Source organism: Dictyobacter alpinus (genome assembly GCF_003967575.1).
GTDB lineage: Bacteria > Chloroflexota > Ktedonobacteria > Ktedonobacterales > Ktedonobacteraceae > Dictyobacter > Dictyobacter alpinus.
In genome coordinates, this window is the sequence record NZ_BIFT01000001.1 from 3,661,149 (window position 1) to 3,682,708 (window position 21,560).

Sequence of the window (21,560 nt, forward strand, 5' to 3'; positions counted from 1 at the left end):
AGCCCTTCTTTTGAAAAATTAGGGATGACTCATACCTTTTAATCGTTCAATCGTCAAGAACACGGCTGGCTGCTCGTGCCACCGTATTGGACGTTTTAGAGGTGGATGCCATCCTAGATGTGTTTAGCTGGTCGTCTGATTTAATGGCTTGCTGCTGAGGTAGCGTTGTTGGTATCCAGGCCCCAATGGATTGTCCCTGGCGTAGTTTGTTCCATTCGATCAATAAGCGACGTGTGGCTTCCGCTCTGCTGAGCCCGCCCCATTCGTGACGATAGGCATCCAGGGCCTGCAACGCCTCATGATCCTTTGGCAGACTGGTACTCCAATACACTTCATCTGCATTGCGCATTTACTGGCCCTCCCAGCGTTCTTCATCAAGGGCCAGGGCAAGATCGGCATAACCGCAGATGTTGGCGTCCTGTGGATCCGGTATGGTCACGATGTGACAATCCTGGAGCGTTGCGCGGACGATCTCCTCGAAGTAGTATGCGCCGCCGCCACCAAGATAGATGGTATCGAATTGTGATCCTGGTGGAGCTTCTTCCACATTCCAGCTTCCGGCGAGAAATGATGAAAGTGGACGAGCAATGCGTTGGATGGATTGTTCAATGGTGTCTGTAATCAGCTCATCAGTGATCTGTCCGGCATTGATGGTGATGATGGGGTAACATTGATGATGGGCATATGCCTGAAGAATGGCATGTGCTTTCTCGGTGGTGATTTTGCGACGATGTGCTCGTCCCATCTGCTGGAGATCTTCTACCAGTTGTCCCACTCCAAATTGCTCCCCTTTACAGAGGCGTCCTACCAGACGCTGTCCAGATGCGGCAACGAGATCGGTTGTGCGCTCACCGATGTCGATGACCGCTTGTTCACTCGTTTCATCTCCGTAATGGATGAGTATCCCTTGTCCCTCCATAGCAACATAGCCGCAGCGGACAATAATCTCGCGCTCCCGTCCATTAAAGGTACAATGGTAGGTCTGTGAAAGAGCATGACGAACGTATTGCCGTCGTTCCCGCTCATAGAGACTGACTGGTAAGGCTGTCACCAGACGAAGCTCAAAGCAACGTTCAGGGATGAGGATACAGGCCAGACAGAGCAGTAGAATCTGCGCATGCTCAGACCAGTAGCGGCGTTCATCATTAAAAGCATTGTCAAGATGGGTGCCATGGGCGAGCAGATTGCCAAGAAAGTAGGTTCGGTCCTGCCAGCTCATCACATAATCTCCAGGCTGGAGAACCGAGGAAAGTGTGGCATCACTATCACCACTCTGGAGTAGGAGTGAAATGTCCCCATCAGCTAGGAAGCTGGGAAGGGTGACAAGATCCTGACTCATTGGAAGGCCATCGGCCGGGATAACTTTGAGGCCAGCGATGCCAGAACCAACCTCAAAACCTGCATAGTAGCGTGGGTAGGAAGACGATTGCATCCCCGTATCCTTTCTGAAATTACGACAGTTACTGAAATGATGTATGTACTGAATAGTAGTGGCCCGTACCGGAAAAATTGGGACGGTGTGTGTTTCTACTTTACCTGATGCACCGGGGTAGCGAAGGGGCAGGGAGGGGGAGGGTAGGGAGACGTAGAGAGGAGTAGGGCATAGATGCCTTTTTTATGCAGTAATAGCGATTTTTATCCAGGTATTCCTCCCATCAGATGATGTAGTATTGTCCCCATTTTTCCTGTACACGGACGCACTTTCTGTGGATGTGTACAGCATTTCTGTGGACATGGCGCATGAAAGAGCCCGCGTCCCGTTATTGTCCATGAAAAGCTGGACTCTGTACCGTACAAACCTGTACGCGGCATTTTTCAGTATACCGTATCATTATATCCATGGCGCGTCCCGACCTCTGTACCGTACAAACCTGTACGCGGCATTTTTCAGGCTTCTAGTGCACACATATTCCCGTATCTCGTGAAAATATGGAGTGGGATCCTCCTGGTTGTACTGAGAGCGAATACCTTCCAGCTCTGTTGCCTCTTGGCTGCCCCTGTGTTACCTCTGTATTCTCCCACGGTGATTGGTATGCTAGCAGCGTAACAATCTGGCTTATGACTCCTCGTCTTCAGGAAAGGAGCTGGCCATATGTTTCACGATACTGTGCGATCTGTACAGTTGTACCACGTGGAGTTTCTCTTCCATCTTTGGGTTCAATTCGCTCCTGCTTTTGTATGCCTTCTGGGCATAGAAGAGATCATGTCGAGCTGGCTTTGGCACACAAAGAAACTGAGAGTGCTAACGGTATTGGCGGCGTCGCTCCCCGGCTCCATCTGGACGGTATGGTTGAGCGTGACGTGTCATGTACGGCACCATCTCCTGTTGTTCCTGGTAGCGCGTTTTCCTGTAGTTCTGTCTCTGCTGTCCTTCTCTGCTCCTCAGGAGGAGAAGATTGCCCCCGTTTTCTGGGGATATAAACAGCTTCGCTGCCAGATACTGTGTTTCGGGGCACCGATAGATGGCACCTGAGTGATGTCAAGACCTCGCAGAATTCCTTACCCTGACCATCGTTCTCGTGATGCGGAAAACGTGTATCTCTAAGCATAGCGAATCTCGTTGAGAGGAGTCGTACAGATGGGAAGTCGACCGAGTATCATCTACGAAACGCGTCTGTTACTGGATAGTTTGATGGCCACTGGCCAGAGTCGCTATCAGGCAAAGCAAGAACTGCGCCGTAGCCTGCCTGAGCCGTGCTGGCCCATGGTGACTGAGAAAATCTATTCCTATAGCACGCGCAAGACCTATCAACAACAGGTGTTTGCGTTCGTCAACTGGGCACGGGACACCTATGGGATCAGGCGTCTGGCGCACCTGTATGAGCGGCTTGATGAGGTGGCAATATGCTATATGAGAGAGCAGATTGCCGCCCAGAAGAGCCCCTATACTCTGGCGACACAGCGATCAGCCTTACGGAAAGTGTTCGGTAATCCTCAGTTGGCCGCCGACGTGGTCCTGCCTTCACGAGCCCAAAGCAGGATTACCCGGTCGCGTATCCCGGTCAAGCAAGACACGCATTTTCAACCCGCGAACTGGCCGGACGTAATCCTGTTTGCGCGTGCAACGGGATTGCGTCGTGCCGAGCTGCGCGATCTCCTGGTCAAAGAGGTACGCTGTCCAGAAGAGACAGGGCCAGTCGAGGTTTATGTCAGAAATGGGAAAGGGGGGAAAGCGAGAATGGTGCCCGTCCTGGCTGACTATGAAGATGCTATTAGAGCATGCATGCAGGGAAGAGATCCCAATGAGCATATCTTTGAGCATCTGCCGAAAAACATGGACGTGCAAAGCTATCGACGCGCCTCGGCCCAGCAGCGCTACCTGTCCCACGCGCCAGATTGCACGCTCCCACCAACGGGCAAGCGACTCAAGCCAACGGACTATGATCTGACAGCCACGCATCGGGTATCCCGTGCGTTAGGCCATGAACGCACGGATGTGGTGCTCAATCATTATCTTCGATGATTTCCATCTCCGTGTTGTCTACAAACAAACTGTGTGCGGGGCGTTTTCGTCGCTATCACTGTTGAACACGGGTAGCGGTTTCTTCCTGGATCGGTGAATGATCACTCTTGATCATAGGCCATACGGGCCTGCGAGACCTCCTGCAAATGCTCGTATGCCCAGTTCTGGAGCATGTGCACGGGTTCAACCAGTGTTTGTCCCAGCTGCGTGAGAGAATATTCGACGATTGGAGGCACGACGGGATGAACGACACGCTGGATCAGGCCATTGCGTTCCATCGCCCGTAAGGTCTGCGTGAGCATCTTGGTTGAGAGGCTCATTCCCCTTGATTTGCCTGAGTTTCAGGTCGTGAGCCAGACGTGGCTTGACGATGGACGTGTGAACGCCAAAGTGATCGCGAAACAGCAGACAGCAATCTGCCCTCACGTTGCCCACGCCTCGTTTTCTGGGGATTGACGATTTTGCCGTGTATGATAGGGCCTTGCCATACGCGTATCTTCTTTCTATTTCAATAAAGCAGAGAGGCGGTGTTGAATCCGATACCGTTGCTAAACCTCCTCTTGATCATCTGGATCCCTCGCAGCTGGCACGAGAGATCCAAAAGCGGTTTCGTCAACGGTATCGCAGAGTGCATGAAATGTCAGTTCGATAGAATGAACTGTACAATATACTCCTCAGCACTTCTCCTGCTTGGTGAGACGCGCCTTTCGCCCGCTCTGACAAGAGGAAAGGCAATCTGTCACTCTTGCACGAGCGCTTTTCATATGCCTACGCATTCTCCTTTCAAGAAGAGCGTGCAAAATGGTCTGTCAGTTGCTTGCCTTTACAACTGTCGCCTATAATACTAGGGTTCGATGGCACAACAAGCAATGAGCAATCACCCTGCTGTTGTTGAGTATTGAACACACGCGAGAGATTGTTGAGAAATAAGGGAGAGGAACAGAGGGCATGGCGACCCGGAAGAGACAGGAAGATCGGCGTATCCAGCGAACGCGCCAGGTGTTACAGCAAGCGTTCGTGGAAGTCGTACGAGAAAAGGGCGAGGCTCTTAGCAGTCTGCGGGAGATAGAAAAACGCTTTGTGGCGATGAGTATCCAGGAGATCACCGAGCGGGCCAATGTCAATCGAGGAACCTTTTACCTTCACTTTACGGATAAATATATGTTGGCGGATGTTGTCGTCCTTAGCGGTTTACCAGGCTTAGCTTGTCAGCCAGGATGAAAAGCACATCAAAGTGTTGCCGTCCTTATGATTGGCTCCAGGAGCGTTTCCTGGCTGATCACACAATTCTCCTGGGAAGAAAGGGTTATCATCATGCATGCTCCAGAACTGAAACCATGTCCTGAATGCGGAGGAGCACGTGTGCGAGTTTCATATTCAATGGGTGTTATTATGCTTGCACAGTTCAAAAGATCTGCCTCATTTTTGGGGAAAAAGTCACGTACTTCATCTACCCAACCGGTTACTTGTACGTCTTGCGGATATACAGTAGTCTACGCCACTGAACCAAACAATCTTATTCCTGATAACTCATAATCTTGGCGGCATATTGTTCTCACTGGAGTTGGCACCAGCTGGTGCCGCTCCGAATGCTGGCAGTTTTTCTGGCTGATCTGGCGCCTCACTTTTTCCCCTTTGGTCAGCGCAGCGCGGTAGGGGAGAGCCGGGTCGAAAGGGCATCTCGATCACAACACTATCATAGGAGTATCACCACTCGAGGTAGGCCCAGGATACGTGTAAAAGCCTTTTCGTAGCTTTGGAGGTGTTGTCCAGCACCCCGGAGCCCTTTGCTTAGAGAGCGCAAGAGTGTAGTACGCAATCATTATCTTCGATAAAACGCATCGTTTTGTTGTGAGAGAGATGGTGGGGTGAAGATGATGGAGACGTTGTGTGCTCTGCTTGTGCCTCCTCTTGACTTTCACCCTACCTGAACGTTGTATGCTTGTGACAAGCATGGGTTATGTATCTATACATGGGCAGGAAGAGATGAGAGAAGATGTTGAAAATTCGTGATTTTGCCAGGCTCGCCGAGGTGTCGATGACCACCCTGCGCTACTACGACGAGATCGGACTGCTCAAGCCGATCCAGGTTGATCCTGAGACGGGCTATCGGTTTTATTCGATGGATCAGTTGCCGTCCCTGCATCGCATTCTTGCGTTCAAAGAGCTTGGATTGGGACTCACCCAGATCGTTGAGATTCTGAACGACGGCATAGCTCCTGAGGCGGTACACGAAATGCTGCGGCTCAGACAGGCACAACTCCAGCAGCAGATCCAGGCTGAACAGGAGTAACTGGTGCGCATTGAAGCACGGCTCAGGTCTCTTGAGCATGGCACGTGTCTCCCGGCCTATGAAGTCGTGCTCAAAGCGGTCAAGCCGATCACAGGGGTCTGCCTGCACCTGACAACGACAGATGTGGCGTCTCAGGCGCACTGGATTGGTGCCATCGAGGCGATGTTGCAACGCTGCGGGGTCAAACCCATCGATCATCTGCTCGTCCTTCATGCCGGGTGTGAGGACGAGCACACTCCGGGTTCCGTGGAGATTGTCGTACCGGTTGAGGCGAGAGATGCCACGACGCTGATCACACAGAGTGAGGGACGGCTGACACGCTGCGAGTTGCCAGCGTGTCCCCGCATGGCGAGTACGTTCCATCATGGACATCCCTCACTGGCGCCGTTAGCCTATCACGCACTGGGCACCTGGATGGAACAGAATGCCTATACTATTGTTGGATCACGCCGCAAGCTTCGCCTGCGTCGGGGCGAAAATCTGGATGATGCGCTGACCGAGATCCAGTTTCCGGTGGAGAAACTGGCCTGAACGAGCGGGGCTCAAACACGTGCGTACCCGGTAGAAGAAGAACGAAAGGAACACGAAGATGGGAAGCTTAACGGGCAAAATTGCGATTGTGACAGGAGCGGGACGAGGAGTAGGGCGAGCGATTGCAGAAGCGTATCTGCAAGAGGGGGCAGCCGTGACGGTGACCGCAGCACGAGAACAGGCAGAACTTGAGCAACTCACACAACAGGGATGGTCTGAACGCCTGCTGCCCCTGCTTGCCGATGTGACGGACCCACAGGCGTGCGAACAGGTCGTCGATCAGACGATCCAACGCTTTGGGCAGATCGATATCCTGGTCAATAACGCCGGTCGCGGGATGAAATACGTCAATGCGTCGTTTCTCACCGAGCCTTCCCAGTTTTGGGATGTCGACCCTGCGACATGGCAGATGATTATTGCCACCAATGTCAATGGGCCGTTCTACATGACCCGCGCCGTGGTGACACGCATGCGAGAGCAGCAACGCCCAGGAAGTATCCTCAATATCAGCGTGAGCTATGAGACGATGAAGCGGCGTGGTTTCTCACCGTATGGCCCCTCGAAGGCGGCGCTGGAGGCGGCCTCGGACATCTGGGCGCAGGATCTTGCCGCTACCGGTATTCGGGTCAATATATTGCTCCCTGGAGGGGCAACTAATACTGGCATGCTCCCTTCAGAGGTTCCCGAAGAGATGCGAGCGCGGCTGCTGCAGCCAGAGATCATGCAGGCTCCAGCGGTGTTTCTCGCGTCAGATGCCTCAGCAGGAGTGACCGGTCGTCGCCTGGTGGCCACCGCATGGGATATGGCGAATCCCATGGGAACAGCGATTGCCGAAGGGATCGGGTAATGTTTTCGTCTCATCATCTCGCCTCCGCTCCCATAGTGACACGATGACTGCTTTGTGGCTATGGATGTGCGGATAATATAGAGACGACAGCGTGATTCTGCTCCATTTGACCCCACTTCAATCTCTGCTCGTCTGGAGCCAAACGGAAATGGAAGCGAGCAAAAGAGCTGTCATTCCAGCACAGTCATGTGACCTATGGATGTGTGCTGCTTTTGAACGTCAACTACCCTGTCCCATGACCACTTCTGGCCTGCGACTTGCCTGGTGGAAGCGTTAATACAGTTCCAGGCATTGATCATCGCCATTGTCTCGATCAATGCCTCAGGCGTTTGCTCATCTTCTATCGGTCAGATTTTGCTTCTTACTCCTCTGACGGAACGTGATGGTCGTGGCCCTACCCTTCATCAGTGTGGTTGTTCTCTGGTCTTACAACCATGCGTCTCGACGATCTTCGATTTCCCAGATGTGATCAACCACATGCCAGGCCATACGCCGGAACGCGTAACTGGCATTCCAGCCGCCGGGTACTAGAGGTTCGCCGGAGGCTGGCTGGCTCAACACGGTGGCGATCTCTTCTCGCATGGCTTTGAGCGCGCCCAGATCATTTACCCTGAACGGCTTGTGGCGTATACCGATTTTGCGCGCGTAAGCCCGTTCAGCTTCGATGACGTGGCGGCGGATCTCGTCGCGGTCGCGACCGCCGCCGCGTGGTCCCTTCCGGAGTTTTTCTGGCGAACGCGCCACGACCTCTTCCAGTGTTTCCCACGAAGCGCGCAGAAGTGCCACAGAACGCTGCGCGGTTGCTGCGTTGAGCGGCTTGCTTTCTCCAGGAGCCTGAACGGCGGGTAGACCCCAGGCAGTGTTCGAGTCGCCTGCCAGGCGTTCAACCACCACGAGATCGCCGGGCGTAAAGTCCAGCCCGGCCCGCTGCGCAATCAGCCGGTACCGTGGCTCGGTCTCAATCAATGCCTGGATGGCCTCCGCCTCATGTGTGCGAACCCGGCACCAGCCGGGCCACTCTAGCGACCAGGCAACGGCTTTCTTTCCAGCGAGTTCGAGATAAATGTCTGTCATATTCAGCCTGATCTTTCTTCCCACCTACCAGGCAGGCAAAGACGTAAAGATCTCGATCATGTGTCCATCGGGATCAGCGACATGGGCCGTGCGTGCTCGCCACGCGGGACGATCCCTCGGCTCTGAAACAGCGCTCGCGCCTTGCGTGATCGATTCAGCAGAGGTGGGGTCGACATCATCCACGCGCACCTCGATGACCACCTGGCGTCCCTGTGGCACTGGCACCGGCACTGGCACCGGCACCGGAGAGCCCATCGCAGCGGCGAACTCGTCGTGACGCATCAAATCCCGCACGACCGTACTCGTGTCAACGTACGCATAACCCGGCGTCTCATCCTGAACGTGTGGGGAGAATTTCAGCAGATCGCGCCAGAAATGAACCGCCGCGCTGCAATCTGTGACGAGCAAACGGAAGCCCAAAAGGTCCATCTCATGCTCCTTCTCTCTCTTCCGACAACACAGCTTTTCTTTGGATGAGGAAACATCCATCCCCTGCAGTTTACCCGAAGTAGCGGATACAATTGGTCCTGTATTCGCTGATTTTGCGGGGAAAGGGCACAAGATGTCCCATCCAACGACGCGCCTGCTGACCTTATTGGAATTGTTGCAAACGCATGCGCATGTGAGCGGAGAAGCGTTTGCGAGCCGCCTGGAGGGTGAGCCGCGAATGGTGCGCTGCTCTATTCTGATGCTGCAGAAGTGGGGATGCCGGCGGAAGGCATGCGCGGACCTGGTGGTGGCTACCGCCTGCGCCCAGGTTGTAAGCTATCGCCTCATCACCTTCTGGCCCTGGCCCGCTCCCTCATCAGTCTTGACCTCCCCTTGCCCTGTTCGGAAGGTGTGTGGGTCAATGACTGGCCTATGGAGCGGCCAGGGTCTTTTGTTCTGCACAAGCCATCGTTTATAATTTCTCCTAGAGAGACGTTGTTTCACTATTTTTATATGAGAGTATGGATGCATAATACTGATATGACTGCATTACAGCAGGCACGAGAGGCACTGGAGCAGGGGAATGCGCAGGAGGCTTTTCAGATCGTTCGTTCGGTGTTGCGGTATTCGGAAAAGACCTGGGAGCGAAGCGACTTCGTCGAGGCGTGGAGCGTTTTTGCTGAGATCTCCGCGATCCTGGCGGGCGAAGAGTTCACCAATGGTGTGCAGGCGGTTGTACGTCATCCTGACGATGTGCAAGCTCTGTATGATATAGGATATCAATTGTTTGAGCAGGGGCTTCCTGATCTGGCGGCAACGGCACTCGCCCGAGCACATGCCCTGGCTCCCGATTCAGCAGGTGTCCTCAACGAGCTGGTAAGCGCCCTGGAGACGATGGGCATGAACGCAGAGGCCTGCCGTCTCCTCAAGGCTCGCCCTGAGGTCATACAGCATAATTATCTGAGCCGTTATCTGTTGGCTTTTAACGCGATCATGAGCCGTGATCTGGAAACTCCACGTAAACTCCTTGCATCCCTTCAGCAAGGGTCCTATGAGCACCAGGAGGAACTGGCGAGTCGTATTGCGAGCATGTTGGCCCGCGCAGATGCGATCAAAGACGTTTCCTCACTGGACCAGCAGGATCTCCGCGGCTGGCATTATGTCGTAACGGGTGCTTTTTTACTTCATCTCTCACCGTATGGCTTTGATGAGGGCATGAATGGCCGCTATGCCTTTGTGCAGGATACCCGAGATCTTTGCCTGGAGGGCATCCTGCGTCTGGAAGCCACCTTGAAGGAAATGGACATTTCTGTCCCACGCATCTTTGCTTTACCTGAGCGTGGCAGCACTATTCTTGCCCAGGCCCTGGCACTCAAACTTCACGTTCCGCTGGTGTATTGGAGTGATGAGGGGCACACAGAGCCGGGCCTGATCGCCGCGTATGATCTGAGCCTGTTGGACGGCCCAATTCTGGTCTCGATTCGCGAGCATCACCCGGGACAGGTGCTCTGGAGCCATGCAACCTGTTGGACGGAATCATTCCCCGTAACCGCTGACGTTACCACCTTCTTCTATCAGGTGAACCATGCTCCCTGGGAGAGCCAGATGAGAGTGAATCCCGATACCAAACAGGTGGAACACACCCAACCAGATGAGCACGATGCAGCCAGTATTGCGGCAGAGCTGCTGCAAACCCAGCTGAAGAGCGAAGCATTAGCGGATGTGCCGACGTTACAAGCCCTGGTGAAGACTGCTGCAACCAGTCATGGAGCGGCTATTCCGGCTGCCTTGAGCACACAGGGGCGTCGTCAGCAGCTATGGGATAGTTCACCCGTCAAGAGTTCACGTTTTGCATAGGTTGCTGCCCTGGGAGGACTTCCTCTTCTTCTTGTCGAATGGCAAGGATGTGCTGTTGCGCACATCCTTGCTCTTGTCGTTTTATAGGGTCTGGTGCACACGTAAGCCGTTACGAAGGATAGGGTCGTGAACCCTTATCGAGGTAACCTATCAGGTATCCTTTGATCCAGAACAAGCCAGGAGGAGAAAGGCGACAAAGAGCATGATAAACGGCTGGGCTTCTCTCATTTCTGTGAAATGGCCCATATTTGTACGGATCCTTGTCATATCTTGGAATAGCACGCTAAGCGCTTGGAGTGCTATTCGCATCCGTTTGTACTCGAGGGCCTGAATTCGAGAGGGGAATCATTCAGCTGCGTGCTCCTGGTCTACTACAAATCCTCTTTGATACCTGGACTTGAAAGCTCTCCTGCTGGCGTTTTGAGTCCTCCTCCCAGGAGGGTGAATATTCTGAGGAGAGCAGGCAACCAGAGTAAGGCAAAAGACAGAGCCGTGGTTGGCGTGATCTGAAAAGCGATGGCAAGTCCTTTTGGGGCATTATTCCAGGTAATGTTAAATGTACGCAATACCATAATGATACCTGTACATAAAAACCCTGGCGAACTGGAACAATGTGGTCAGAAGGACCACGTTTTGTCACTTCTCCAAGGAGGTTCAAAGCGGCATGGGTATGCACCAGTGCCATCAGCCCTCTTTCAGTTCCCACAGAACATTCACCACAACCCAGACTTCATTCCATGTCGACAGATGCAGATACTCAACCGTATCAGGTGTTTCAATCTTCACGCTCGCACTGTGTCTCGATTGGTCTAACACCGTCACGCTCGTACGTCGTTCCTCTCTCGGTTTCAGACCAATCCCTCGACGTGTTTTTTGTACGAGGCCCAGAGCACTGATCTGGGAAAGCTGGTCTCCTCCATAGGGAGAGGTCTTTCGCATCACGATTCGTTTGGCCAGATCAGGATGAAGGCTCCGCTCCATCCGTTGCGCATCTCCTTCATGCCATCCCTCAATATAATCGAGGGCAGCCTGTATGATAGCCTGGTGCTCAATAGATCTCTCCATAAAGCAGTCCCTTTCGATGTATGTGACATTCAACCGCTGATGCAATCATTGGTCTCTCTCTTGCACAAGCGGGAAATGAAGCGTTCTTGACGCCAAGTCAGCCTGCGATGAAGAACCGAATGTACAACGTCTGAGGCAAGTATACCAGATGGAGAGCCTTTTTCCCTGGAACATCTCTACCAGTGCTCATGATCGGGGGCAGGTGCTCATGTTTGTTTGAAGGCAAAAGCTGCTGACATGCCGGGTCATTTACCACCAGTTTGCTGCTGCCTGATAGTGGGAAGCTTTGGCTCCATTCATACTATCCTCGGCTTGCTGGCGGCACGCCTGGACCACCCATTTCAGGACGGCCTGCTCTTTGCGTGCGGCGTCTACGACCAGTGTCACCAGCGTGTGCCGCCGATCCGTTTTCAGCACAGAAATGGCATCCTCAAAGTGATGCTCATGCAAAAAGATCTGGCGTAAGCCGTGCGCATTGGTGGTAGAAGGAGCCTGGTGTGCACTATCCAGGAGTCTGGTTTGAGAAGCATGCTTTCAACGCTGTTCTGACACGTGTATCCTTCCTGTTGTCTGGTAGCGTTGGAGCATATCAAACAAGGTGTCTTCATCAGGGGCAATGCCATCGAGTGGGACCCGGATCATTGGATTGAGTTTTGAACCCAGGAACGCTGCTCGGCTGTCGGTCTGGAAACCAAGCAGCAATTTCCGGCTGCGCTGGAGTGTTCTTTGGCAATAGGCGATCCCAAGTTCCACGCATGCTCCTTCATCAGGGACCCGGCCATCAAGCACAAACAAAAAGATATCGCAGGCCAGAATCTGCTGGGTGTCGAGGTCGAAAAGGGCTTGTCGGCGTTCTTCTGGTGGCATAGCGTCGTAGGGTGGCTTGTTTTTCTCGACACCATCTCGTTGGGGCAAGAAAACAGTGAAGCCGTGCGCTTCCAGGCGCTGTGCCAGGTTGTCGTTGAACAGGCGCTCCGCACGTGAAAAGAGGGGCGCCGCAAAGTACAGAAGCATCATATTTTCCTTTTCCCTGAACGTATCAGGCGTCCTGCAAGGTCACGACTGACGTTGTACCCGTGTCGTGGGTGACGAGCCTGCACGGCAGTGCAACGGTGGAAGACTATTCGTCAGATGGATGGTCGAGGCCAAAATGCTTTGCAAAGAAACGCTCGGATTGGGTCAGGCCTTCCTGGGTGAACTCGATAGATTTTGCTTTATTCCGGGGATTATCAATCCAGCCCTTCTCATAGAGCCTATTGAGGACCTCCCAGTCGAATCCTTTCCAGGCGCGGTAGGAATCATGGAGCGTCAGTTGTAGCAGGGCGAGGACTACTTCGTCTATTTTGTCCTGGTCGTAGGTATCCATGCGGGTGACTCCTCTCATTCTGAACGTGAATACATGTATGCGAAAGCTCTCAAGAGTGGCAATAATTTTGATTTTTGGTGATGCCGTTCTACCAGATCAGCGAGGTAGACGTGCCATGTGTCATCTTGTCCTAAAAGATTGGATGCAGGCGATACTGGCTACGAATTCGCGTGCGAATGGACAGGCGTTTCTGTTCTTCCATTCCTTGTGTCTTTGATGCTCATTGTATCACTCTGGCGTTGGTGGGTGGGGCAATCCGTAGGAGCGTAACGCCAGAGAGGATCTTCCAGGTTGTAGTGGCTGGAATGGATGTGCCTCAAAAAAATCCAGGGACAGTTTTTCTTCACAGCGCCCCTTTTGTGAGATGTCCTGGAATAGCGATATCGCCAATCAGGAAGCCCTCTGGACATGGCGTGAAGGAATGATGGGTGAGGTGTGATTTTTGGGATAACCATGGTCCAGCGAGAAGGGCTGCATGGTGCCGGTCGCGTGCATAGACAAACTGGTATTCATCGAGCAGATGCGCCTCTGTATCGTTCTGGTTTGTTTCGCGGCTTGCCCGCACAATCCAGAGAAACAGGTAGTCATCCCAGGTGATGATGTCCACCTGCTCAAAGGAAAGTGGGCGACCGGTATGCTGTGAGAGTGCGATCAGGATTTTTTCAGCGCTCTGCCGATAAATGGGTTTTTGCACCAGCGCGTAATAGACGGTGGCGGTCCCGACCCCGGCTTGCCGAGCCAGGGTTGGGATATCAAAGGGATAGCGCATGCGGAGTTGTTGCAGGGTTGATTTTGTTGGTTGGGCTTCCATCAATGGCCTCTCCTCCTATTCCTTGTGGAGTATTCCATCGCGATCATAGTGTCTGTCCTGTCGTCAGTCAGGAGCAGGGAGAACTTCGCTTGACGCAGAATGTCCAGCAGGTATCCAGGCTGGACAGACGCGCTCGTGATCGCCTTATTTTTGCCCATAGGCAATATAGAACTCATGGGTGGTATGGCAGGCTTCCCACTCCTGTGGGAGGGCTGCAAGGGTGGCGTCAAAGCTGTTGGGATGGACACCACCGACCAGACAATAAAAGTTTTTGAGCCCTTGGAAGGCGGCATACATATCTTTCGCATACAGGTTTCCTTCTTTTCCACCCCAGGCGCCAACGGGAAGTTGAAACGTTTTGGTCTGGATCTGTCCTACTCCCACACTGGCCAGCAGGTCTCCCAGGTATTTCATCAGGGTCAGGTCGATGCCTTTCCTGGTACTGGCAGTTTGTCCCCATTGCAGGAAGGTCTGTGTAGAGGTCCCGACATGCTGATAGCCGTTTCCCGCCTCCGCCAGTTCGATGTAGCCGCCTGATTTGGTCACACGAACAATTTCTTGGAGCACGGCGGGCCACAGGCTCGATGGGATAGCACTGACGAGGAGGCGTTGATGGACGAAATCAAAATGGTTGTCTGGAAATGGGAGGGGGGCCATGACATTGCCCTGCACGAAGTGATAATTCTCAGGAGGCTGCAATCCCATTGCCTGCGGCTGTTCCAGGTCCAGGCCATACACCTGCGTCTGAGGAAAGTGGCGGGCGATATCATGAGCCCATTTGCCTGTTCCTGAGCCAACATCCAGGATCCTCTGCACTGTAGTAGGATCAATGGGCGCGTGATAGTGTCCTCCCAATAACTTGTGGAGGGTATAATGCTGAAAATTAATGCGTTCCTCCTCACGCTCATCCTTTGGTAAAGCATAGGGAACATCCACGCGGTGCCTACGGCCTCGGATAAAGGCGACGGGACGGGTGAAGAGATGATCATGACAATCGTTCCGTATCGGTTTTTTTCTGCGCAAGAACGAAAAGAGACCCATTTTTTGTTGCTCCTTTACTCGTGAGCCAGCCAGGCTCCCGACAATAGTGTGAACAAGGTCGAGTGTTGTGTGATGGTGTGCGTGACCCCTGCTATCCAATGAATGACATGAATCACAAGAGCTTTGGTGGTTCTTCCTGGTTGTCGGAGCTATCCGAGGTATCACTGTGGGAAGCATCAATAGTTTGGGTAATCAGCATCATGGCCTGCTCGCCGACATGCGTACGCAATTCCTGATGGAGCAGTTCCATCCGCTCCATTTTGTTCGTAATAAACTGATGCTGCGAGACGCCCGCTGCTGTTCCCGACAGGCCACGCCTGGCGGCCGTGTATTCTGCATCAATAAGCTCAAGTAAGCGAACCACGTCGCTGGGATGCTGCTGCATGCTCTTTCTCCTGATATATACTATGGCTCCATGTATAAAATGACAAAATGATGTCCTGTCTACATATTGTCCATGTGAAAACATGTAGGTGCGTTTTTTAATAGTGTTCTATTGGTGTCTTTATGAGCACAACCATGGATATGGCCATACTATTATGTGGCGCGAAATAACCAGGAGATTTTTTATGTTTTCATCATGAGCTCTCTTTTCTTTATCCTTCTTCCTTTAGGATGCCCTCTTAGTATTGATGGTGGATAGTATTGTTTAAAGTTGTTACTCGAAAATAATCATTGCCAACTTCACGTTCTGTCTCGCTTGATATGCTGCCCTTAGCTGTACCATGTCCCTTGAGAATGCTCCGATTTTTAGTGGTAGTAGTAATACAATACTAGTATCAAAGTTGTCTGATAAATATACTACCATTACATTACGACTATTTTCAAGAGTAGTACTTTGTTACAATGTATCTAAAATGAGCTAAACTGAGGAATGGACATGCGTCGTAGAAGATTAAAGATTAAAGAAGTCGCGGCAGACCAGAAAATGAGCATGGGAAAATTGTCGCGTTCTTCAGATGTGTCTTATCGAACAATTAAGCTCATTTATGATGATCCATTTCGTGACGCCTCTCTTGATACATTGGATAAGATTGCAGTAGCGTTAGGCGTTGACATATCTGATCTCATCGAATACGTTGATGAGGAAAGCTAAATTGACCTCTTTGTTGCTATAATTGTAATGTATGAGATTATGGCGTTTACCACTACCCTCATCTATTGTGATCCCAGACACCATCCTCAGGTTCTTGCTACCAGTATGGACACTGAAGGTTATGTGAGTAATATTCGCAATCGATTGTATTTTCGTAATGTTGCTTACTCAGGTCGTCATTGCCCCGACCACCTCGTAGCATAATTGACCTCCTCTTCCACAGCTAAGTTATAACTTCTCCCCCCATATGAGAGTGGGATCACGCATAATGGATATTTCTGATCACATTCAGTCTTTCTACATATATTGCTTAGGTATAGCGTAACGTGATTGGTGCCCAAATAAAATGTCTTCTTTATGACAAAAGATGCCATGTATAATGGTAGTATGTTTCATGGTATAATTCATGGTGGAAATTTAAAATAGTAAGATGCGGGTGGAATATAGATATGGCAGGAGAGAAGAAGCCGAATACAAAACTCCGCTTTCAGAGAGAGTTGCGCGGTTGGTCCCAGAAAAAGGTGGGGCTTGAAATTGATACCAGTAAAGATATGATCAGTCGTTGGGAAACAGGCGAAAGGAGCCCAGGTCCTTATTATCAAGAAAAGCTGTGCAGTCTTTTTCGTCTTACAGCAGAAGAGTTAGGGTTCATTGTTCCCTCCCACCATAACCACACAGGGAATTCACATACTGAGAGCTCATTGTTGATGCCACAAGTTGACATACAAGGAGAGCTTCCCTATCTTTCACAGGCAGTTTCTCAAGGTATAATGACTGCAGTAAAAGAGCTAGAAGGAGGTATAAACTTGGATGCATTACGACGCCAATTCATTCAGCAAGCGTTTGGAGCAACCCTTGGTTCCTCGCTCTTGCCCGATGCTGATATCGTTGTGAGGCTTATAAGAGCGTTGAAAAAACCTTCAAGCGTTGATATATCATTGCTGGCGCATCTTGAATTAATCACAAAAAATAATCGGCAACGTTTTATCCGTTCCCAAAAATCCGTGTATCTTTTACAAGATGTTTCTAAACACTTAGAAATAATCACTCAACTTCTGGAGTCTTCTCTGCCTGCACATATCACTAGTTCTCTTTGCAATTTAGCCGCCGAGACAAGCCAGCTTATTGGTGACATTTTATTTAATGCAGGGAATAATACAGAGGCAGAGCGTTATTATGATGTGGCTTTGAAGGCATCAGAAGAATGTAGCCATGCTGTGTTACAGGCGGTCATCCTTGGCCGGAAGAGTTTTATCCCTCTTTATAGAGGAGATGCTGAGAATGCACTCCCGCTGTTGCAAGAGGCACGTACAAATGCAGCAGGAAAAGCTGCAGATGTCATTACTGCCTGGTTGTGGGCTGTGGAGGCAGAAGTTCAAGCGCACCTCAACAATTCAGACGATTGTCTTCATGCATTACACCAATCTGAGAGTTTAATAGAACGTGGACAAGATGGTGATGTTTCCTACACATTTTCTGATCTAGCATATGCTCCTTTCACCCAATCCCATTTGCTCGGTTATAAAGGCGCGTGTTATGTACGTTTACGACAGCCAAAGAAAGCGCAAATATTTTTGAATAAGCGATTATCATCGATGGATGAAAAGCGTCTCCACAAAAAATCGATTACGCTTGTGGATCTTGCAACAACCTTCGCTCAGTTAGATGAGGTCGAAACTGCATGTACGTATGCTGGACAAGCTCTTACCATCATTGAACAAACTGGCTCTGCACGAGTGTTTCAACGTGTCCTCGCTCATCGGCATCAGCTAGAACAACGGAAGAAAACAACACATGTGAAAAATCTTGATGCACATATTGAAAGTATATTGCCATATATCCAGTTTCAAGGAGCGCTATAACTATGTTTGATCGGCCGCATCCTCAAGTACTCTATGTGATTGCATGCGGAAGTTCATCGGCATTTCTGACACTGGCATTGGTGAAATGCGCTCAATCGGCAGGATGGACTGTGTGTGTCATCACGACACCCTATGGCAGGAATTTCCTTGATATTTCTGCACTCGAACAGCTTACTGGATATCCCGTACGAAGCGAATACAAAAAGCCGGAAGAACCAGATGTATTGCCACCAGCGGACGCCATTATTGTGTTTCCTGCCACCTTTAATACCATCAATAAATGGGCACTGGGTATAAGTGATACGCTGGCGGTTGGTCTGCTCAGCGAATATACGGGTCTCAATAGGCCAATTGTGGCTGTTCCCTGTTTTAGAACGGGGGGTGGTTTGGATACGAATCCAGCCTTCAAAAGAAGCGTACGCTTACTCCGAAAATATAAAGTCCATGTCTTGTATGAGCCACAACTCTATCCTCCCAAAAATCGCGTCCCACCTGAGATTATCCTGACAACGTTGAACAGCGTCATCCAGGAGAAGGTTCACGGCAACAACTAAGGAGAACTGGCCTTGCCATGTGGGAGCCATCAAATCGCGTTAGGGAGTATATCTGTGTATATGTGATATCTCGTTCCAGTGAAAGATGTCTGCCAGATTGGTAATCATCGTTTCATGAGGCCACTTAGATAGGGTCTGTTCGTAGCTCGTGGTCAGTTTATTGAAGTAGAGTCGTGATCCTAGTTTTCTGGCCAGGGTTGCAGCCTCCTCCAGGATACGTGTGCCGCTCTCAATATTGTTCTGGGCAACGTCGATTTCTGCCTGATAATAGAGCAGGTCTAGTTTGGTGATGGGTTCTTTCTCACTATCCTTATTCGTCTTTTGTAGCTGGATTAATGCTAGCTTTGCCTCTTTGGGTTGTCCCAGAAAGAGGTGAGTTTGAAGGTCTGCAAACACATAGAGAGCGTAATGGGAGGATCTCAGATGCTGGTAGGCAGGGTCATTCTCTGGAACCTCGGGATAGCAATCATAGGCCATGCCTTTGGCTCGCATTGCTTCTTGAAGATTGCCGCGCATGGCTTGAACTTCCGCCAGTCCTGCGTAGGCACGTCCTTTCGACAGTGCGGTGATGCGTTCATCGCTAAATAGCGAAACCGCCTGTTGATATGCGTGCAGGGCTGCTGTACTCCGTTTGCGGTGGAAACCAATATTCGCAAGTGCAATGAGGGACGATACCTGCAGGTTCGGGTCTGCCGCCAACTCTGCGAAGTCGTAGGCCTGGCGAGCGAGGTGTTCCCCTTGTCCGAAGTTCTCCCGATCTGTGGCGATCTCACTGGCGAGCTGCAGTGCCAGCGAGGCCAGTTGGCCTGCTGACGTCTGCTGGGGTCCTTCAACTGAGGCAAGGTGAGTCGTGTGCGTAATGAGTATGGGGAGCAGGTCCTCAACCTCTTGAGGACGGCCCGCGAAGTAGATATTCTGACAGGCGATAATACTTTTTGCATATTGAGCAAGTGAATCATTGCCCCAGAAGTGTTCCAACGTTTTCGGGACAGCACTGCTGGACAAGCTTGATAGCAGGAGCAGCCCACCAAGCACACCTGTGGCTATCTTTGTATTGACCTCTCGACGTGAAAATGTCACAAAGCCGAGATCCTCTGGTGACTTATTTAAGGCATGACAAATGCGATTGATCGTATCACTACGAGGCATGGCCCCATTCTCGGCTCTTTCAATGCTCGCCCTTGACACGCCAGCCAGGTTCGCTAGAAGTTCCTGGCTGAGTTGTTGGTTTACACGTTCTGCTCTTAGCTTCTCGTTCTTCATATTTGCTCCTTCCTTGGAGATGCTGTACCAAGATTACTATAGCATATCCATGCACTTCATATTTCTGTTCAAGTATAAAAATAAAAAGATATCCATGTTGTATTGGAAAATTGGGGGATATTTGAAGGTTTATTTATGTATTAATATAATAATTAAATTATTAGAATAGATTATATGGAAAAGGGCGAGTGCTCATAGAATGAAGGGCTCTCCATCGTGGAAGAAAAGAGGTAAGGTGACGAACATACCTCTCTTGTGATAGCTATTGAGCTGCAAATACGTTACTAGATCCAAGCAGAACAAGTAATGTACTTAATTGCGTATGGTGTAATTAAAGTTAATAATATGGTATGATTATAAAGAAGTAGAAATAATTCTATGACGCTCCTGATTATTACATTTGTACAATGTCGATGTAGTGCATATTTCCTTGTACATAAATATTTACGAGAAGGAAGCACTCATGCAAACAGATACTTCTGTAACTGTGCGCTCATTTGTACACAGCGCCTACAGCGTGCTCGATTGGAAGCATGCCGAAGTTCTTCTCTCCTATCAATTTTCTCAAGCCTATGTAGATGTCCTCAATGTATTATTTCAGTTTCGTTTGTACCGGAGTGATATTCTTGCTGAAGGTGGCTCCAGGTCTCCTATGAGCAAAGGGATTGAGACGCCTCTGACCTATTTGGGATGGGAAAAGCGAACGTTTGATATCCAATTGTTTGTGAATGAAAAGCCCCATCTTTCATATCAGCGGAGAATTGACCACTATAAAGATGGTGTGGCTTTAGAAGTCGAATGGAACAGTAAAGAAGAGTTTTTCGATCGGGACCTTGAAAAATTTCGCCTCTTGTACCAACTGAATCTGATTAGTGCCGGTATTATTATCACACGAGGAGATAGTCTGCAACACTTGTTCAAGGAATTGAGAAAGAGCCATAAGCTCAAAGGCACAAAGTTTGGAACGACCACAACGCAGATGGGAAAGCTAGAGCAAAAAATCCATGCAGGTGGCGGTGCTGGTTGTCCTATTCTTGTATTTGGGATCACAGAAGCACTCTATATCGACCAAAAGGAGGGTGCATAATGCTAACACCTCCATCTCTTTCATCTGATCTTGGACGATTTGGAACAATCCTTGTTGATCCTCCATGGCAATTTGAGAACCGGACAGGAAAAAATGCGCCGGAGCATAAGCGATTAATGCGTTATCACACGATGACACTTGCCGAAATACGCTCTCTTCCTGTGGCGTCACTAGCCTTGCCCCAATCTCATTTATACCTTTGGGTTCCCAATGCATTGCTGGCTGATGGATTGGCTGTGATGCAGGAATGGGGATTTACCTATAAGACCTATCTGATGTGGGAAAAAATTCGCAAGGACGGCGAACCAGATGGTCGGGGAACTGGCTTCTATTTTCGTAATGTCACAGAAGTCATTCTGTTTGGGACGCGTGGTCGGCTGCGGACGCTCGCACCTGGTCGAAGGCAAGTAAACGTTATCCGTACACGTAAGCGAGAACATTCACGTAAGCCAGATGAACTGTATGACGTCATTGAGCAGTGCAGTGCTGGCCCACATGTAGAATTGTTTGCTCGTCACCATCGTGCTGGTTGGACGCAATGGGGCGACCAACTGGATATCGTTCTCTTTCCATGCCTGGCATCTCCTTCTCGGCAAACCAGTATTGGCAAGGCTGATGATGCTATGGCTGCTATGGGCGACTAGTACGCACGCACCTATATGTGGAGTTGGCAGGAAGTAGGCTCACTTCCTGCCATTTCTGGGAACTCCTTGTTTGCGCATGGTATTAGCAATTGCTATGCATCTTGTTGGCCTCGCTGCTTGCCCCAGGTGTTTCAGTAAAATCAACAAGCTTTTGCTTGGTAACAAATTTGTGTTGGTTCGGCCCAATGGGCCTGAGCAAAAGAAAAAATGCTCGCTGTTGTACGGCTGATATGGGATGTGAACTCAAGCTGCTGAAATAAGCGATATGAATGACACA

26 protein-coding genes are annotated in these 21,560 nt (G+C 50.6%); 12 read left to right on the forward strand and 14 right to left on the reverse strand.

Annotated elements, in window-relative coordinates; translation table 11 throughout:
- Window positions 1–46: 46 nt before the first annotated feature.
- Complete coding sequence (locus tag EL633_RS14555; protein ID WP_126627874.1) at window positions 47–349, reverse strand: hypothetical protein; 303 nt, start codon at window positions 347–349, stop codon at window positions 47–49.
- Window positions 350–1,432: a ParM/StbA family protein gene (locus EL633_RS14560; RefSeq protein WP_126627875.1), complete on the reverse strand. Its 1,083-nt coding sequence runs from the start codon at window positions 1,430–1,432 to the stop codon at window positions 350–352.
- 1,146 nt (window positions 1,433–2,578) lie between these two features.
- Between EL633_RS14560 and EL633_RS14565 the strand changes: the two genes are divergently transcribed.
- The gene (locus EL633_RS14565) at window positions 2,579–3,463 is read left to right on the forward strand and encodes a site-specific integrase (protein WP_126627876.1); all 885 of its coding nucleotides are present in this window, start codon (window positions 2,579–2,581) and stop codon (window positions 3,461–3,463) included.
- A 101-nt stretch (window positions 3,464–3,564) separates the two neighbouring features.
- Here the strand turns inward: EL633_RS14565 and EL633_RS14570 are convergent, their stop codons facing one another.
- Complete coding sequence (locus tag EL633_RS14570) at window positions 3,565–3,783, reverse strand: winged helix-turn-helix transcriptional regulator (protein WP_246039136.1); 219 nt, start codon at window positions 3,781–3,783, stop codon at window positions 3,565–3,567.
- Between the two features lie 628 nt (window positions 3,784–4,411).
- Here EL633_RS14570 and EL633_RS14575 point away from each other — a divergent pair.
- From EL633_RS14575 to EL633_RS14590, 4 genes are all read left to right on the forward strand, one after another.
- Complete coding sequence (locus tag EL633_RS14575; protein ID WP_126627877.1) at window positions 4,412–4,684, forward strand: TetR/AcrR family transcriptional regulator; 273 nt, start codon at window positions 4,412–4,414, stop codon at window positions 4,682–4,684.
- 775 nt (window positions 4,685–5,459) lie between these two features.
- Window positions 5,460–5,756 carry a MerR family transcriptional regulator gene (locus EL633_RS14580; protein ID WP_126627878.1) on the forward strand — a complete coding sequence of 99 codons (297 nt, stop codon included), beginning with the start codon at window positions 5,460–5,462 and terminating at the stop codon, window positions 5,754–5,756.
- A gap of 3 nt (window positions 5,757–5,759) precedes the next feature.
- Window positions 5,760–6,287 carry a GyrI-like domain-containing protein gene (locus EL633_RS14585; RefSeq protein WP_126627879.1) on the forward strand — a complete coding sequence of 176 codons (528 nt, stop codon included), beginning with the start codon at window positions 5,760–5,762 and terminating at the stop codon, window positions 6,285–6,287.
- 58 nt (window positions 6,288–6,345) lie between these two features.
- Window positions 6,346–7,134: an SDR family NAD(P)-dependent oxidoreductase gene (locus EL633_RS14590; protein ID WP_126627880.1), complete on the forward strand. Its 789-nt coding sequence runs from the start codon at window positions 6,346–6,348 to the stop codon at window positions 7,132–7,134.
- A 426-nt stretch (window positions 7,135–7,560) separates the two neighbouring features.
- Here EL633_RS14590 and EL633_RS14595 read toward each other — a convergent pair whose 3' ends face one another.
- A complete protein-coding gene (locus EL633_RS14595) occupies window positions 7,561–8,232 on the reverse strand; it encodes a hypothetical protein (RefSeq protein ID WP_246039137.1) in 672 nt (223 codons plus the stop codon).
- Window positions 8,233–8,769 carry a VOC family protein gene (locus tag EL633_RS14600; protein WP_126627881.1) on the reverse strand — a complete coding sequence of 179 codons (537 nt, stop codon included), beginning with the start codon at window positions 8,767–8,769 and terminating at the stop codon, window positions 8,233–8,235.
- 1 nt (window position 8,770) lies between these two features.
- Here EL633_RS14600 and EL633_RS14605 point away from each other — a divergent pair, with 1 nt between their 5' ends.
- Window positions 8,771–9,115 (forward strand): hypothetical protein, encoded by a 345-nt coding sequence (locus EL633_RS14605; protein WP_126627882.1) that lies wholly within the window; start codon window positions 8,771–8,773, stop codon window positions 9,113–9,115.
- 62 nt (window positions 9,116–9,177) lie between these two features.
- Window positions 9,178–10,494 (forward strand): tetratricopeptide repeat protein, encoded by a 1,317-nt coding sequence (locus EL633_RS14610; RefSeq protein WP_126627883.1) that lies wholly within the window; start codon window positions 9,178–9,180, stop codon window positions 10,492–10,494.
- 371 nt (window positions 10,495–10,865) lie between these two features.
- On the opposite strand, the gene EL633_RS14615 is transcribed toward EL633_RS14610, so the two are convergent.
- From EL633_RS14615 to EL633_RS14645, 8 genes are all read right to left on the reverse strand, one after another.
- Window positions 10,866–11,066 (reverse strand): hypothetical protein, encoded by a 201-nt coding sequence (locus tag EL633_RS14615; RefSeq protein ID WP_126627884.1) that lies wholly within the window; start codon window positions 11,064–11,066, stop codon window positions 10,866–10,868.
- Between the two features lie 112 nt (window positions 11,067–11,178).
- On the reverse strand, window positions 11,179–11,559 hold the full coding sequence (locus tag EL633_RS14620) for a nuclear transport factor 2 family protein (protein WP_126627885.1): 381 nt from the start codon (window positions 11,557–11,559) through the stop codon (window positions 11,179–11,181).
- Window positions 11,560–11,808: 249 nt separating this feature from the next.
- The gene (locus tag EL633_RS36540; RefSeq protein WP_161982149.1) at window positions 11,809–11,976 is read right to left on the reverse strand and encodes a hypothetical protein; all 168 of its coding nucleotides are present in this window, start codon (window positions 11,974–11,976) and stop codon (window positions 11,809–11,811) included.
- Between the two features lie 117 nt (window positions 11,977–12,093).
- On the reverse strand, window positions 12,094–12,576 hold the full coding sequence (locus EL633_RS14625; RefSeq protein ID WP_126627886.1) for a nucleoside 2-deoxyribosyltransferase: 483 nt from the start codon (window positions 12,574–12,576) through the stop codon (window positions 12,094–12,096).
- Between the two features lie 103 nt (window positions 12,577–12,679).
- Window positions 12,680–12,925, reverse strand: coding sequence for a DUF6429 family protein (locus tag EL633_RS14630; protein ID WP_126627887.1), 246 nt, complete (start codon window positions 12,923–12,925; stop codon window positions 12,680–12,682).
- A 343-nt stretch (window positions 12,926–13,268) separates the two neighbouring features.
- On the reverse strand, window positions 13,269–13,736 hold the full coding sequence (locus tag EL633_RS14635; RefSeq protein WP_126627888.1) for a hypothetical protein: 468 nt from the start codon (window positions 13,734–13,736) through the stop codon (window positions 13,269–13,271).
- Between the two features lie 144 nt (window positions 13,737–13,880).
- Window positions 13,881–14,777, reverse strand: coding sequence for a class I SAM-dependent methyltransferase (locus EL633_RS14640; protein WP_161982150.1), 897 nt, complete (start codon window positions 14,775–14,777; stop codon window positions 13,881–13,883).
- A 112-nt stretch (window positions 14,778–14,889) separates the two neighbouring features.
- Window positions 14,890–15,162, reverse strand: a complete 273-nt coding sequence (locus EL633_RS14645; protein WP_174845166.1) for a hypothetical protein — start codon at window positions 15,160–15,162, stop codon at window positions 14,890–14,892.
- A 495-nt stretch (window positions 15,163–15,657) separates the two neighbouring features.
- On the opposite strand from EL633_RS14645, the gene EL633_RS14650 reads away from it, so the two are divergent.
- From EL633_RS14650 to EL633_RS14660, 3 genes are all read left to right on the forward strand, one after another.
- Window positions 15,658–15,873: a helix-turn-helix domain-containing protein gene (locus tag EL633_RS14650; protein WP_161982151.1), complete on the forward strand. Its 216-nt coding sequence runs from the start codon at window positions 15,658–15,660 to the stop codon at window positions 15,871–15,873.
- Between the two features lie 449 nt (window positions 15,874–16,322).
- Window positions 16,323–17,735 carry a helix-turn-helix domain-containing protein gene (locus tag EL633_RS14655; protein WP_126627891.1) on the forward strand — a complete coding sequence of 471 codons (1,413 nt, stop codon included), beginning with the start codon at window positions 16,323–16,325 and terminating at the stop codon, window positions 17,733–17,735.
- A gap of 2 nt (window positions 17,736–17,737) precedes the next feature.
- Window positions 17,738–18,289 carry a flavoprotein gene (locus EL633_RS14660; RefSeq protein ID WP_126627892.1) on the forward strand — a complete coding sequence of 184 codons (552 nt, stop codon included), beginning with the start codon at window positions 17,738–17,740 and terminating at the stop codon, window positions 18,287–18,289.
- A gap of 39 nt (window positions 18,290–18,328) precedes the next feature.
- On the opposite strand, the gene EL633_RS14665 is transcribed toward EL633_RS14660, so the two are convergent.
- Entirely contained in the window at window positions 18,329–19,552 is a 1,224-nt protein-coding gene (locus EL633_RS14665) for a helix-turn-helix domain-containing protein (protein ID WP_126627893.1), read from the reverse strand.
- 463 nt (window positions 19,553–20,015) lie between these two features.
- On the opposite strand from EL633_RS14665, the gene EL633_RS14670 reads away from it, so the two are divergent.
- Complete coding sequence (locus tag EL633_RS14670) at window positions 20,016–20,639, forward strand: BglII/BstYI family type II restriction endonuclease (RefSeq protein ID WP_126627894.1); 624 nt, start codon at window positions 20,016–20,018, stop codon at window positions 20,637–20,639.
- Window positions 20,639–21,283: an MT-A70 family methyltransferase gene (locus EL633_RS14675; protein ID WP_126627895.1), complete on the forward strand. Its 645-nt coding sequence runs from the start codon at window positions 20,639–20,641 to the stop codon at window positions 21,281–21,283. The genes EL633_RS14670 and EL633_RS14675 overlap by 1 nt, the downstream gene beginning before the upstream one ends.
- Window positions 21,284–21,560 lie beyond the last annotated feature (277 nt).

Excerpts from the sequence above, each read along its gene's own strand:
- EL633_RS14555 (WP_126627874.1), bottom strand. The coding sequence starts at position 349 with ATGCGCAATGCAGATGAAGTGTATTGGAGTACCAGTCTGCCAAAGGAT.
- EL633_RS14560 (WP_126627875.1), bottom strand. The coding sequence starts at position 1,432 with ATGCAATCGTCTTCCTACCCACGCTACTATGCAGGTTTTGAGGTTGGT.
- EL633_RS14565 (WP_126627876.1), top strand. The coding sequence starts at position 2,579 with ATGGGAAGTCGACCGAGTATCATCTACGAAACGCGTCTGTTACTGGAT.
- EL633_RS14570 (WP_246039136.1), bottom strand. The coding sequence starts at position 3,783 with ATGAGCCTCTCAACCAAGATGCTCACGCAGACCTTACGGGCGATGGAA.
- EL633_RS14575 (WP_126627877.1), top strand. The coding sequence starts at position 4,412 with ATGGCGACCCGGAAGAGACAGGAAGATCGGCGTATCCAGCGAACGCGC.
- EL633_RS14580 (WP_126627878.1), top strand. The coding sequence starts at position 5,460 with ATGTTGAAAATTCGTGATTTTGCCAGGCTCGCCGAGGTGTCGATGACC.
- EL633_RS14590 (WP_126627880.1), top strand. The coding sequence starts at position 6,346 with ATGGGAAGCTTAACGGGCAAAATTGCGATTGTGACAGGAGCGGGACGA.
- EL633_RS14605 (WP_126627882.1), top strand. The coding sequence starts at position 8,771 with ATGTCCCATCCAACGACGCGCCTGCTGACCTTATTGGAATTGTTGCAA.
- EL633_RS14610 (WP_126627883.1), top strand. The coding sequence starts at position 9,178 with ATGACTGCATTACAGCAGGCACGAGAGGCACTGGAGCAGGGGAATGCG.
- EL633_RS14615 (WP_126627884.1), bottom strand. The coding sequence starts at position 11,066 with ATGGTATTGCGTACATTTAACATTACCTGGAATAATGCCCCAAAAGGA.
- EL633_RS14620 (WP_126627885.1), bottom strand. The coding sequence starts at position 11,559 with ATGGAGAGATCTATTGAGCACCAGGCTATCATACAGGCTGCCCTCGAT.
- EL633_RS14625 (WP_126627886.1), bottom strand. The coding sequence starts at position 12,576 with ATGATGCTTCTGTACTTTGCGGCGCCCCTCTTTTCACGTGCGGAGCGC.
- EL633_RS14630 (WP_126627887.1), bottom strand. The coding sequence starts at position 12,925 with ATGGATACCTACGACCAGGACAAAATAGACGAAGTAGTCCTCGCCCTG.
- EL633_RS14635 (WP_126627888.1), bottom strand. The coding sequence starts at position 13,736 with ATGGAAGCCCAACCAACAAAATCAACCCTGCAACAACTCCGCATGCGC.
- EL633_RS14640 (WP_161982150.1), bottom strand. The coding sequence starts at position 14,777 with ATGGGTCTCTTTTCGTTCTTGCGCAGAAAAAAACCGATACGGAACGAT.
- EL633_RS14645 (WP_174845166.1), bottom strand. The coding sequence starts at position 15,162 with ATGCAGCAGCATCCCAGCGACGTGGTTCGCTTACTTGAGCTTATTGAT.
- EL633_RS14650 (WP_161982151.1), top strand. The coding sequence starts at position 15,658 with ATGCGTCGTAGAAGATTAAAGATTAAAGAAGTCGCGGCAGACCAGAAA.
- EL633_RS14655 (WP_126627891.1), top strand. The coding sequence starts at position 16,323 with ATGGCAGGAGAGAAGAAGCCGAATACAAAACTCCGCTTTCAGAGAGAG.
- EL633_RS14660 (WP_126627892.1), top strand. The coding sequence starts at position 17,738 with ATGTTTGATCGGCCGCATCCTCAAGTACTCTATGTGATTGCATGCGGA.
- EL633_RS14665 (WP_126627893.1), bottom strand. The coding sequence starts at position 19,552 with ATGAAGAACGAGAAGCTAAGAGCAGAACGTGTAAACCAACAACTCAGC.
- EL633_RS14670 (WP_126627894.1), top strand. The coding sequence starts at position 20,016 with ATGCAAACAGATACTTCTGTAACTGTGCGCTCATTTGTACACAGCGCC.
- EL633_RS14675 (WP_126627895.1), top strand. The coding sequence starts at position 20,639 with ATGCTAACACCTCCATCTCTTTCATCTGATCTTGGACGATTTGGAACA.